Below are 11,230 nucleotides of genomic sequence, written 5' to 3'. Positions count from 1 at the left end.
CGACCTCGAGCGCGGCGAGCTGAGTCGTGAAGGCGTCCCGGTCCGCCTGACCGAAGCCGAGGTCGCCCTGCTCAAACGCCTGGCGCGCAGCCCGCACGAGCCGGTCGACCGTCTGGAGCTGGCGCGCGAGACCGTCGACCCCTCCGGCCGCGCCGTCGACGTCCAGGTCACCCGCCTGCGCCGCAAGATCGAAAGCGACCCCAAGGCCCCCCGCTATCTCCAGACCGTCCGCGGCGTCGGCTACCTCCTGGCGCCGGACTGATGGACGCCCGGCCCAAGAATGCTCCCCCTCTAGGGGAGCTGTCAGCGAAGCTGGCTGAGGGGGATTTCGACTCCTTCGCCGCAAGAGCAGTCCCCCTCCGTCTCGGCGCTGCGCGCCGATCCACCTCCCCCAAGAGGGGAGGATCTGCACCATGAAACTCCCCCGCCGCCTCGAACCGCGCCTGGTGCAGCGGCTGATCAAGCGCAGCCTGCCGACCTCGCTGTTCGGCCGCTCGCTGCTGATCATCGTCCTGCCGGTGGCCCTGATGCAGATCGCGGTCACCTGGATCTTCTTCGACGCCCACTGGCAGACCGTCACCAGCCGCCTCTCGGACGGCCTGGCCGGCGAGGTCGCCTGGGCGGTCGAGAGCTATCAGGACGATCCGAACGACGCGACCATGGCTCGCATCGCCAGCCGCGCAGAGAAATCCCTGAACCTCTCCATCGCCCTGCAGCCGGGCCGCAGCCTGCCCGACAGCCGCCGCACCAACGCCTTCGCCGTGGTCGACCGCGCCATCGACCGCGCCCTTTCCCAACGGCTGGACGCGCCCTACTGGTTCGACACCACCCGCTACCCGGCCTATGTCGACATCCGGGTGAAGATCGACCAGGGCGTGATCCGCATCCTGGCCCCGCGCGACCGCGCCTTCGCCACCCAGGGGCACATCTTCGTCCTCTGGATGGCCATGGCCACCATCCTTCTGACCGCCATCGCCATCCTCTTCATCCGCAACCAGACCCGCACCATCGAGCGCCTGGCCACGGCCGCCGACGCCTTCGGCAAGGGCGTCGACATGCCGGCCTTCAAACCCAGCGGCGCGCGCGAGGTGCGCCAGGCGGCCCACGCCTTCCTGGCCATGAAGTCGCGCATCCAGCGCCACATCGACCAACGCACCGCCCTGCTGGCCAGCGTCAGCCACGACCTGCGCACCCCCCTCACCCGCCTGAAGCTGGAACTGGCCCTGGCCGATCCGGGCCCGCGCACCGCCGACATGAAGCGCGACCTGTCGGAAATGGAGCACATGATCGACGAATACCTCGCCTTCGCCCGCGGCGAGGGCGGCGAGGCGGTCGAGACCGTCCACCTCAAGGCCTTGATCGACGAGGTCAGCGAAGGCGCCCTGCGCGCCGGCGCCCAGGTGTCGGTCCGGGCCGACCCGGACCTGATGGCCAGCGTGCGCCCCAACGCCCTCAAGCGCGCGCTGTCGAACCTGGTCATGAACGCCGCCGCCCATGGGGAACATGTCGACGTCCTGGCCGCGCGCCGGCCCAGCGGCGGCGTCGAGATCATCGTGGACGACGATGGTCCCGGCATTGAGGCCGACCGTTACGAGGACGCCTTCAAGGCCTTCAACCGCCTGGACGAGTCCCGCAACCAGAACGAAAAGGGCGTAGGCCTCGGCCTCGCCATCGCCCGCGACGTCGCCCGCAGCCACGGCGGCGACATCGTCCTCGACCGCTCCCCCCTCGGCGGGCTCCGCGCCATCGTCAGATTGCCGGGATGACCGGTTGATCTCCCTCTCCATGGAGGGCGCTGGAAACCTACCCGCCCAGTTCCTTCGAGCGCCGCGCCGCCGCCGCCACCGCCTTGCGCAGCAGATCGGGGAAACCGCCTTCGCCCATCAGCACCTCCAGCGCCGCCTGGGTCGTGCCGCCCGGGGAAGTCACCTGGCGGCGAAGCTCGGCCGGCTCCTCGCCGCTCTGCGCCAGCAAGGCCGCGGCCCCGGCGATGGTCGAGCGGGCCAGCCGCGCCGAATCGGCCGGGGGCAGGCCGGCGGCCGCGCCGGCGGCCTCCAGCGCCTCGACGAAGGCGTAGAGATAGGCCGGCGCCGATCCTGAAACGCCGGTCGCCGCATGCATCAGCTCCTCGTCGGCCAGGTCCGCGACCGTCCCGACCGGCGCGAACAGCCTGTGCGCCCGCTCGCGTGCGGCGGGATCGTCTGCGTAGATGCTGGCCGCGCCCTGTCGCACCGCGACCGCCGTGGTCGGCATGACCCGCGCCACCGCGCGGCCGCCGAAGGCTTCGGAGATGTCGGCCGCCCGCACGCCCGCAGCGATGGAGACGATCACGACGTCCGGCGCCAGATGGCTGGCGACCTGGGCGGCGGCTTCGCGCCAAATCTGCGGCTTGACCGCCAGCAGCACGGTCTTCGCCCCAGCCAACGCTGCATCCGGCGGATTGACCAGGGCGCCGGCGGCCCGCAGGCCGCCCAGAACCGGGCTCTCGAACGGCTCGCGCACGATCAGGTCGGAGGATTGGAAAGCCCCCGCCGCGCGCCAACCCTCGATCAGCGCCCCGCCCATGCGGCCGGCGCCCAGCATCAGGATCGGCGTCATTCGGTGTTCCTCAGGCCTCGCCGACGGTCTCGAACATGCAGGCGGCGATCGCGTCGGTGGCGGACTTCGAGCCGCGCACCAGGAAGTCGAACGCCGGATAGAAGCGGTCGGCCGCCTCCATCGCCACGTCGATCATCGCCGCGGCCTGGGCCAGGCTCGGCCGCTCGCCGGTCATCAGCGCCATGGCGTGGCGGAAGATGATCTCGCCGTCCTCCCACAGCTCGAAATGGCCGAGCCACACGCGCTGGTTCAGGATCGAGATCAGCTCATAGGCCGCCGCGCGCTGCTCCGGCGTGGCCTGCAGGTCGAACGACAGGCACAGTTGCAGGCAGTCGGCCTCCGGGCGCCAGGCGAACCACAGCTCGTAGTCCTTCCAGTCGCCGGTCAGGGCGAAGGCCAGGTCGCCGTCTTCCGTGCGATCGAACTGAAGATTCTCGGCGGTGAGGACGTGCTCGACGACATCCAGCGGATCGAGCGCGACCAGGACGTCTTCGTCAGGTAGCGGAGTGTCCATTAGACCGGCGGTCCTTTCGCAAAAGGCGTCGCGGGCCGAGCCGGCCATCGAATCGCCTGCGACATTGAAACTAAGCTGCTTCGCGCGCTTCGCGTCATCGGCTTTCTTGCCGTGCGCGAGCCACATTCGCGTGTTGCAACATTCAGTCTTTCTTGACCGCCTTCTTGGGCGCCGGGGCTTTCAGCGCCTCGATCTCGGCGCGCAGGGCCGCGATCTCGGCCTTCAGCACGTCGATCTCGTCGCGGCGGACAAGGTCGAAGTCGGCCACGAAGCGGTCGGCCTGGGCGCGGAAGGCGGCCTTGGCCTCCTCGCTCGCCGTCTGGGCCAGGCCCATGGCGGCGCTGGTGATCTTGGCGAATTCGTCCAGGAAAGGGTTCTGGGTCTGCATGGCCCCTATATGGCCCGCCGGGGGATGAAAGCGAAGGGCTTCTCGTCTAAACCCTGGGGGCGAAACATTCGGAGGTATCCGCTTGCCCTTCCCCGATTTCGACCCAGTCCTCGTCCAGATCGGGCCTTTCGCAATACGCTGGTACGCCCTGGCCTATGTCGCCGGCATCCTGCTGGGGTGGCGCTATGTCGCGGGATTGATGAAGAAACCGGCCCTCTGGGGGCCGCGCGGCGCGCCCGCCACCACCGCCCAGGTAGACGATCTCGTGCTCTGGATCACGCTCGGCGTCATCCTCGGCGGCCGCCTCGGCCACGTCTTCTTCTACACGCCCTCGATCATCGTCGAGGACCCGCTGGAGATCGTCCAGGTCTGGCACGGCGGCATGAGCTTCCACGGCGGGGCGCTCGGCGTGCTGGTCGCCGTCTTCGCCTTCTGCTGGAAGAACCGGCTCGACGTCCTGCGGGTCGGCGACGCCATCACCGCCTGCGCCCCGATCGGCCTCTTCTTCGGCCGCATCGCCAATTTCATCAACGGCGAGCTATGGGGCCGCCCGACCGATGCGCCCTGGGCGATCATCTTCCCCCAGGCGGGGATCGAGCCGCGCCATCCCAGCCAGCTCTATGAAGCCGCCCTGGAGGGCCTCGCCCTCTTCCTGATCCTGCGCTGGGCGACCCATGGCGCGGGCCTTCTGAAGCGCCGCGGCGTGGTCGCCGGGCTCTTTCTGCTGGGCTACGCGCTCTTCCGCACCTTCGTGGAGAACTTCCGCGAGCCGGACCGTTACCTCCAGCATTTCCCCCTCGGCCTCACCATGGGGATGATGCTGTCGGCGCCGATGGTGATCGGCGGCCTGTTCCTGATCTGGCGCGGGATGCGCGAACCGCCGGCCGCCGAGGCCGGCGCCCCCGCGCCCCAAGCCCAGACCAAGAGCCCATGAGCCTGCGCGAGCGCCTGGCGGCCCAGATCCGGGCCAGCGGGCCGCTGAGCCTCGCCCAGTACATGACCGCCTGTCTGCACGACCCCGACTTCGGCTACTACGCCGTCCGCCCGGCCCTGGGCGAGGGCGGCGACTTCATCACCGCTCCCCTGGTCAGCCAGATGTTCGGCGAACTGATCGGCCTTTGGGCGGTCGAGACCTGGACCCGCATGGGCCGCCCTGCTCGCTTCCGGCTGGTCGAGATGGGTCCTGGCGACGGGACCCTGATGAGCGACCTGCTGCGAGCGGCGAGGCTCTCGCCAGCCTTCACCGAGGCCGCCGACGTCTGGCTGGTCGAAACCTCCCAGCCCCTGCACGACCGCCAGCGCCAGGCGCTCGGCGACCACCTCTCCTGGGCCGGCACGCTCGGCGAGGTTCCCGCCGATGCGCCGATGATCCTCGTCGCCAACGAACTGCTCGACTGCCTGCCCGTCCGCCAGTTCGTCCGCACCGAGACGGGTTGGGCCGAACGCATGGTCGGCCTCGACGCCGCCGGCGCGCTCGCCTTCGGACTGGCGGCCGCCCCGGTTCTCGACCGGATCGCCCCGGTCGGCGCCATCCTGGAGACCTCGCCCGCCCAGGCCGCCATCGCCGACGAGATCGCCGCTCGCCTGGTCGAGGCCGGCGGCGCGGCCCTGCTGATCGACTATGGCCGCGCGGTCCCCGGCTTCGGCGATACGCTCCAGGCCCTGTGCCGCCATCGCAAGGAAGGCCCGTTGGAGAACCCGGGCGAGGCCGACCTCACCGTCCATGCCGACTTCCCCGCCGTCATGGCCGCCGCCGCCGCGCAGGGCGCGCAGACGCCCCAGATCCTGACCCAGGGCGAATTTCTGGTCCGGCTGGGAATCGGCGCCCGCGCCGAGGCCCTGGCCGCCGCCCGCCCCGACCTGTCGGGCGCCATCGAGCGCCAGCTCGAACGCCTGGTCGCCCCCGACCAGATGGGCGAGCTGTTCAAGGTCGCCTGCATCCATTCGCCGGGCTTCGTCCCGCCCGCCTTCGAGACCTGTCCGTGACCGACCTTCCCGTCCTGACCTCGCCGCTGCTCGACCTGCCCGGCGTGCGCCACGCCTTCTTCACCCGCCAGGGCGGGGTCTCCACCGGCATCTACGACAGCCTCAATGTCGGTCGCGGCTCCCAGGACGACCCGGCCGACGTGGTCGAGAACCGCCGTCGCGCGGCCGCCCATCTCGGCCTTCCCGAAGGCGCGCTCAACACCTGCTATCAGATCCATTCAGCCCAGGCCCTGGTCGCCGAGGCCCCCTGGAACGGCGAGCGGCCGCAGGCCGACGGCGTCGTCGCCCGCGCCGCCGGGATCGCCTGCGGGGCGCTCGCCGCCGACTGCGCCCCCATCCTCTTCGCCGACCCGACCGCCCGGGTGGTCGCCGCCGCCCACGCCGGCTGGAAAGGCGCGCTCGGCGGCGTGGCCGAGGCGACGCTCGAACGGATGGTCGAACAGGGCGCGCGCCTGGGCGACATCGTCGCCGTCGTCGGCCCCTGCATCGGCCCGGCCTCCTACGAGGTCGGCCTGGAATTCCTCGAACGCTTCGCCGCCGAAGCGGCCGAGAACATCGAGTTCTTCACCCCGGTCGACGGCGTGGAAAAGGCGATGTTCGACCTGCCCGCCTACGTCCTGCATCGCCTGCGCCGCGCGGGCGTGACCCGCTGCGAGTGGATCGGCCGCGACACCTGCGCCGAGGAAGCCTGGTTCTTCTCCAACCGCCGCGCCTTCAAGCGCGGCGAACCCGACTTCGGCCGCCTGCTCTCGGCCATCGCCCTGGTCTGATTTCCGAAATCACGTCCCATAGGGCGCTGGAGCAATTTTCCTCCCCGCTAGGGCAGAGGGGAAAAAGGCCTGATCGCCGCTTTGCACTTCCCATCCCGCGGAGAATTTCGCCCGCCCCTACGGCACGATCGTCGTGAACAGGTAGACCGCGAAGATCACCAGATGCACCACGCCTTGCAGCACCGTGGTCCGTCCCGTCCCCAACGACAGGGTGGTCACCAGCAGGGTCAGCACCAGCAGCACCATCGCCTTGGCGTCCAGGCCCAGCGACAGCGGCCAGCCCATCACCAGCGACACCACCGCCACCACCGGAATGGTCAGGCCGATCGAGGCCAGGGCCGAGCCGAGCGCCAGGTTGAGGCTGGTCTGCAGCCGGTCGAGGCGCGCCGCCCGCACCGCCGCCAGGCTCTCTGGCGCCAGCACCAGGGCGGCGATCACCACCCCGACCACCGCCTTGGGCGCGCCCGCCTGGGCGACCGCGGCCTCGAGCGTCGGCGCCAGCGCCTTGGCCAGCAGCACTACCGCCACCAGCGCCACGATCAGCAGGCCCAGGCTGATCCAGGCCGCCAGGGCGCTCGGGGGCGCGGCATGGACGTCCTCGTCGTGCGCCGCCACCCCGCTCGGCAGGAAATAGTCGCGGTGCCGCACCGTCTGGACCAGCACGAAGGTCCCGTAGAGCACCAGCGAGACCAGCCCCACGAATCCGAGCTGGCTGCTGGAATAGGCCGGGCCCGGCGTGCTGGTCGTATAGTTGGGCAGCACCATGGTCAGCATGGCCAGGGCCGCCAGGGTGGCCAGCGCCGCGCTGACCCCCGCCTGACCATAGCGCTGCTCCAGGTGGCGCGCCGCGCCCAGCAGCAGGCACAGCCCCACCAGGCCGTTCAGGATGATCATGATCGCCGCGAACACCGTGTCGCGCGCCAGCCCCGCGCCGGCCGGCCCGCTGGACAGCATCAGCGAGACGATCAGCGAGACCTCGATCACCGTCACCGCCACGGCCAGCACCAGCGTCCCGTAGGGCTCGCCGATCTTGTGGGCGACCACCTCGGCGTGGTGCACTGCGGCCAGCACGCAGGCGATGAGCCCCGCCGCAAGCGCCAGGTCGAACGGCCCGCCGAGCTTGGCGCCAAGCAGCAACAGCGAGCCGATGAAGGGTGAGAGCCAGGTCCAGGCCGGCAGTCCGATCTTTTGCATGGCCGGACCGTAAACCAAGCCTGGCCATGCCGCGACCCGCCACGTGCTTCGGCTTGGCTCGCCGCGCAGGGGTCTTGCTCTCCGGCCCTCGCCTGCTAAAAGCCGCGCCATTACCGACACCTGCTCCCCGGGGGGACCGATGAAGCTGCTGGCTGGCAACTCCAACCGTGCGTTGGCGGAGGCCGTGGCCTCGCACCTGGACGTTCCCCTCACCCGTGCGCAGGTGAAGCGTTTCGCCGACAACGAGGTCTGGGTGACCATCGACGAGAACGTCCGCGGCGAGGACGTCTTCATCCTCCAGTCGACCAACTACCCGGCCAACGACAACCTGATGGAGCTGCTGGTCTGCATCGACGCGCTGAAGCGCGCCTCGGCCCGCCGCATCACCGCCGTCATGCCCTATTTCGGCTATGCCCGTCAGGATCGGAAGACCGGGGGCCGCACGCCGATCTCGGCCAAGCTGGTCGCCAACCTCATCGAGCGCGCCGGCGCCGACCGCGTCCTGACCATGGATCTGCACTCGGGCCAGATCCAGGGCTTCTTCGACATCCCCACCGACAACCTGATCTCGGCGCCGCTGCTGGCGACCGACATCAAGGAGAACTATTCGACGCCGGCCGAGATCATGATCGTCTCGCCGGACGTCGGCGGCGTGGTCCGGGCCCTGGCCGTCGCCTCGCGGCTCAACGCCGAGCTGGCCATCGTCGACAAGCGCCGCTCGGGACCGGGCAAGAGCGAGGTCGCCAACGTCATCGGCGACGTCTCCGGCCGGCGCTGCATCCTCTTCGACGACATGATCGACGGCGGCGGCACCCTCTGCAACGCCGCCCAGGCGCTGATCGACGCCGGCGCCACCGAGGTCTCGGCCTACGTGACCCATGGCGTGATGTCCGGCGCGGCGGTCGAGCGGGTCAACGGCTCGGTGCTGAAGGAGCTGGTGATGACCGATTCGATTCCCGCCCCCGACCGCGCCCTCGAAGGCGGCAAGATCCGCTACGTCTCCTGCGACCGGCTGCTGGGCGAAGCCATCCGCCGCATCGCCAACGAAGAATCGGTCTCCAAGCTGTTCGATTGACCCTGGGCGGGTGGCAGGGCGATCGCATACGGCGCGGATAAGCGGCGGCAACCCACTTCGCATGTCGTCCCGGAAAGCGCGCAGCGCTTGTCCGGGATCCATGAACACCCAAGCTTTCAGGCTCTGGCGCCGCCGAGACGGAATCCTGAACCGCATGTGTCCATGGGTCCCGGTCTTGCTTCGCAAACCGGGATGACACCCATATGCGCGGGAAGCCGTCTTCCCGCCCCTCACGCCGATATGATCGGCCCATTCGGCCAACGGCCCAGCTTGGTTAAGCCTCGTTAACCACGGCGAGGACACATTCTCGCCCGCTCCAAGGTGCTAGGTTCCAGCGCCTGATTACCCGGGGAAGGCACAGGATGACCAAGGCGCCTCGCGCGGCCCTCTCGGCCGCGGCCATCGCATTTTCTGCAATCCTGGCTTCGTGCGCCGAGCCGCCGCCTCCCGTCGCGGTCGCCCCGCCGCCGCCGGCCGTCTCGCTCTCGCCCAAGCTGGTCGAGCAGGCCGCCGCCTATCGCTATTACATGGATAGGGCCGCAGCGATCTCGCCGGCGTTCGTCGACGGCCAGATGGTCGCTGAGGGGCTGAAGATCGGCGCCTCCTACGAACCCAAGCAGTTCCTGCAAGGCGCCATGGCCTACGGCGCCATCGTGGCGCTGCAGGACCCGGCCTTCGTCGCCGGCGTCAAGCAGTACGCCGGCAACGCCCAGCAGCGCCAGCAGATCGCCTACGAGATCATGAAGGACCCGGCCTATGTGGTCGGCCTGTCCGGCTCGGGCAGCGCCGCGGGCCTGGTCAAGGCCGCCCTGGGGGCGGACGGCAATCGGTTCTACGACGCCGGCAAGACCGTCAAGCAGGCCGCCTACGAGGTCCAGAAGCAGCCCTGGTCCAAGGCCGACATCGTCGGCCGCGACGCGCGCCTGGTCCAGGCCAAGGCGCTGGGCGCCACGCCCGTCGTCGGCGACGTCGCCCAGATCACCCGCCTGCAGCAGGCGGTCAGCGGCGGCCAGTCGCTGGACGTGGTCGGCGCGGCCGCGACCCCGCCCTTCACCCCGCTGGTGATTCGCAGCCTCTCCGTCGCCGCCCTGGCGATTCTCGGCCACGCCACCGACGCCAATCTGGAGACGCTCAACGCCATCATGGTGGAGCCGAACGTCACCTCCTGCGCCAACATGGCCAAGCTGAACCTCTATCAGTGCCTGGCGGTCGCCAAGCCGCACTACGAGGACGTCTTCTGCCTGGGCCAGCACGCGATGATGGACACCGCCCGCTGCGTCATCAAGGCGTCGGGACAACCCGAGCCCTACGAACCGAAGTTCGTGCCGACCGTGCGCGAGAACGCGAGCTACAAGCCGACCCCGGTCAAGAAGCCGGCCAAGAAGGTCGCGAAAAAGGGCTAGGAATCCTTCCCCTGGCCCGTTGCAAGGTCCGGGGGTTTTGTGTATCTACGCGCACCTTTCGGCCTTAACGGGTCGTTCCGTCGCCGCGCGGGTCGTTCGCGCGGCGGCTTCGTTTTGAGGCGAGGCCATGGCCGATATTATCCTGAACGTTGAAGTCCGCGAACGCATTGGCACCGGCGGAGCGCGCGCTGCGCGCCGCGAAGGCCTGGTCCCCGGCGTCCTCTATGGCGGCGACAAGGATCCGGTCGCCATCACCGTGAAGAGCAACGAGTTCCGCAAGGCGCTCTACACCGGCAAGCTGCTGGGCCATCTGGTGACCCTGCAACACGGCAAGGAAACCCAGCCGGTCATCGCCAAGGCGGTCGACCTGCATCCGGTCACCGACGAGCCGATCCACTTCGACCTCTACCGGGTCGACGCGCACCAGACGATCAAGATCTCGGTGCCGGTGCACTTCAAGAATCACGACGCCTCGCCGGGCCTCAAGAAGGGCGGCACCCTGAACGTCGTGCGTCACGAAGTCGAACTGGCCTGCCCGGCCGACGCCATTCCGGAAGAACTGGTCTTCGACCTGACCGGCCTGGAAATCGGCGACACCATCCGCATCGGCGCCTTCGACCTGCCCAAGGGCGTGACCCCGTCGGTCGACCGCGACTTCGTCGTCGCCACCGTCGCCGGTTCGGCGGCCGGCGCTTCGGAAGCTGCTGAAGAAGCCGCCGAAGGCGAAGCCTAAGACCCCATAGGCCGGTTCGGAGGGGCTCATGCTCGTCCTGGCCGGCCAGGGCAATCCCGGCGCGCGCTACGCGGGCAACCGGCACAACATCGGCTTCATGGCCGTCGACGAGATCGCGCGCCGCTGGCGCTTCGGTCCGGAACGCTCTCGCTTCTCCTCCCTCGTCCGCGAGGGGGAGATCGAGACGCCGGAGGGCGCCGTCCGCGCCCTGATCCTCAAGCCGCAGACCTTCTACAACGAAAGCGGCCGCGCCGTTTCCGAGGCGCTGAAGTTCTACAAGCTCAAGCCCGCCGATCTCGTCCTCTTCTATGACGAGATCGACATGGCGCCCGGCCGCTTCCGCATGAAGCTGGGCGGCGGCGCGGCCGGCAACAACGGCGTGCGCTCGGTCACCGCCCACATCGGCCCCGACTTCCGCCGGGCCCGCCTGGGCGTCGGTCATCCGGGCCACAAGGACCGCGTCCAGGGCCATGTCCTCTCCGACTTCCACAAGGTCGACCAGGCCTGGGTCGAGGCCCTGCTCCGCGCCGTGGCCGACGCCGCCCCCCTGCTCGCCGCCGGCGAGGACG

At 69.7% G+C, this 11,230-nt stretch carries 13 protein-coding genes; 9 read left to right on the top strand and 4 right to left on the bottom strand.

Annotation, left to right across the window (positions count from 1 at the left end; translation table 11 throughout):
• Both ACE3TL_RS15015 and ACE3TL_RS15010 read left to right on the top strand, forming a co-directional pair.
• Window positions 1–262 (top strand): winged helix-turn-helix domain-containing protein (locus ACE3TL_RS15015; protein WP_374579482.1); only part of this gene is annotated, 262 nt, incomplete at its 5' end.
• 151 nt (window positions 263–413) lie between these two features.
• On the top strand, window positions 414–1,766 hold the full coding sequence (locus ACE3TL_RS15010; RefSeq protein WP_374579481.1) for an ATP-binding protein: 1,353 nt from the start codon (window positions 414–416) through the stop codon (window positions 1,764–1,766).
• Window positions 1,767–1,803: 37 nt separating this feature from the next.
• On the opposite strand, the gene proC is transcribed toward ACE3TL_RS15010, so the two are convergent.
• From proC to ACE3TL_RS14995, 3 genes are all read right to left on the bottom strand, one after another.
• Window positions 1,804–2,598, bottom strand: a complete 795-nt coding sequence (proC, locus tag ACE3TL_RS15005) for a pyrroline-5-carboxylate reductase (RefSeq protein WP_374579480.1) — start codon at window positions 2,596–2,598, stop codon at window positions 1,804–1,806.
• Window positions 2,599–2,608: 10 nt separating this feature from the next.
• Window positions 2,609–3,112 carry a YbjN domain-containing protein gene (locus tag ACE3TL_RS15000; RefSeq protein ID WP_374579479.1) on the bottom strand — a complete coding sequence of 168 codons (504 nt, stop codon included), beginning with the start codon at window positions 3,110–3,112 and terminating at the stop codon, window positions 2,609–2,611.
• Window positions 3,113–3,254: 142 nt separating this feature from the next.
• Entirely contained in the window at window positions 3,255–3,500 is a 246-nt protein-coding gene (locus tag ACE3TL_RS14995) for an accessory factor UbiK family protein (RefSeq protein WP_374579478.1), read from the bottom strand.
• 82 nt (window positions 3,501–3,582) lie between these two features.
• Between ACE3TL_RS14995 and lgt the strand changes: the two genes are divergently transcribed.
• Genes lgt through pgeF form a run of 3 tightly spaced genes read left to right on the top strand, consistent with a single transcriptional unit; the run spans window position 3,583 to window position 6,256 of the window.
• The gene (lgt, locus tag ACE3TL_RS14990) at window positions 3,583–4,434 is read left to right on the top strand and encodes a prolipoprotein diacylglyceryl transferase (RefSeq protein ID WP_374579477.1); all 852 of its coding nucleotides are present in this window, start codon (window positions 3,583–3,585) and stop codon (window positions 4,432–4,434) included.
• Window positions 4,431–5,486: a class I SAM-dependent methyltransferase gene (locus ACE3TL_RS14985; RefSeq protein ID WP_374579476.1), complete on the top strand. Its 1,056-nt coding sequence runs from the start codon at window positions 4,431–4,433 to the stop codon at window positions 5,484–5,486. The genes lgt and ACE3TL_RS14985 overlap by 4 nt, the downstream gene beginning before the upstream one ends.
• Entirely contained in the window at window positions 5,477–6,256 is a 780-nt protein-coding gene (pgeF, locus tag ACE3TL_RS14980) for a peptidoglycan editing factor PgeF (RefSeq protein ID WP_374579483.1), read from the top strand. Before ACE3TL_RS14985 ends, pgeF begins: the two co-directional genes overlap by 10 nt.
• A gap of 117 nt (window positions 6,257–6,373) precedes the next feature.
• Here the strand turns inward: pgeF and ACE3TL_RS14975 are convergent, their stop codons facing one another.
• Window positions 6,374–7,450, bottom strand: coding sequence for a calcium:proton antiporter (locus ACE3TL_RS14975; protein ID WP_374579475.1), 1,077 nt, complete (start codon window positions 7,448–7,450; stop codon window positions 6,374–6,376).
• A gap of 139 nt (window positions 7,451–7,589) precedes the next feature.
• On the opposite strand from ACE3TL_RS14975, the gene ACE3TL_RS14970 reads away from it, so the two are divergent.
• From ACE3TL_RS14970 to pth, 4 genes are all read left to right on the top strand, one after another.
• Entirely contained in the window at window positions 7,590–8,525 is a 936-nt protein-coding gene (locus tag ACE3TL_RS14970) for a ribose-phosphate pyrophosphokinase (RefSeq protein ID WP_374579474.1), read from the top strand.
• Window positions 8,526–8,887: 362 nt separating this feature from the next.
• Entirely contained in the window at window positions 8,888–9,928 is a 1,041-nt protein-coding gene (locus ACE3TL_RS14965) for a hypothetical protein (RefSeq protein WP_374579473.1), read from the top strand.
• Window positions 9,929–10,055: 127 nt separating this feature from the next.
• The gene (locus ACE3TL_RS14960) at window positions 10,056–10,661 is read left to right on the top strand and encodes a 50S ribosomal protein L25/general stress protein Ctc (protein WP_374579472.1); all 606 of its coding nucleotides are present in this window, start codon (window positions 10,056–10,058) and stop codon (window positions 10,659–10,661) included.
• 28 nt (window positions 10,662–10,689) lie between these two features.
• Window positions 10,690–11,230 (top strand): aminoacyl-tRNA hydrolase (gene pth / locus ACE3TL_RS14955; RefSeq protein WP_374579471.1); only part of this gene is annotated, 541 nt, incomplete at its 3' end.

This window comes from Phenylobacterium sp., assembly GCF_041920015.1.
GTDB lineage: Bacteria > Pseudomonadota > Alphaproteobacteria > Caulobacterales > Caulobacteraceae > Phenylobacterium.
Note: the sequence above shows the minus strand (reverse complement) of the source record. Positions and strands in the feature narration are given on the sequence as shown.

Coding starts and splice junctions, on each gene's coding strand:
- ACE3TL_RS15010 (WP_374579481.1), top strand. CDS start 414: ATGAAACTCCCCCGCCGCCTCGAACCGCGCCTGGTGCAGCGGCTGATC.
- proC (WP_374579480.1), bottom strand. CDS start 2,598: ATGACGCCGATCCTGATGCTGGGCGCCGGCCGCATGGGCGGGGCGCTG.
- ACE3TL_RS15000 (WP_374579479.1), bottom strand. CDS start 3,112: ATGGACACTCCGCTACCTGACGAAGACGTCCTGGTCGCGCTCGATCCG.
- ACE3TL_RS14995 (WP_374579478.1), bottom strand. CDS start 3,500: ATGCAGACCCAGAACCCTTTCCTGGACGAATTCGCCAAGATCACCAGC.
- ACE3TL_RS14985 (WP_374579476.1), top strand. CDS start 4,431: ATGAGCCTGCGCGAGCGCCTGGCGGCCCAGATCCGGGCCAGCGGGCCG.
- ACE3TL_RS14975 (WP_374579475.1), bottom strand. CDS start 7,450: ATGCAAAAGATCGGACTGCCGGCCTGGACCTGGCTCTCACCCTTCATC.
- ACE3TL_RS14970 (WP_374579474.1), top strand. CDS start 7,590: ATGAAGCTGCTGGCTGGCAACTCCAACCGTGCGTTGGCGGAGGCCGTG.
- ACE3TL_RS14965 (WP_374579473.1), top strand. CDS start 8,888: ATGACCAAGGCGCCTCGCGCGGCCCTCTCGGCCGCGGCCATCGCATTT.
- ACE3TL_RS14960 (WP_374579472.1), top strand. CDS start 10,056: ATGGCCGATATTATCCTGAACGTTGAAGTCCGCGAACGCATTGGCACC.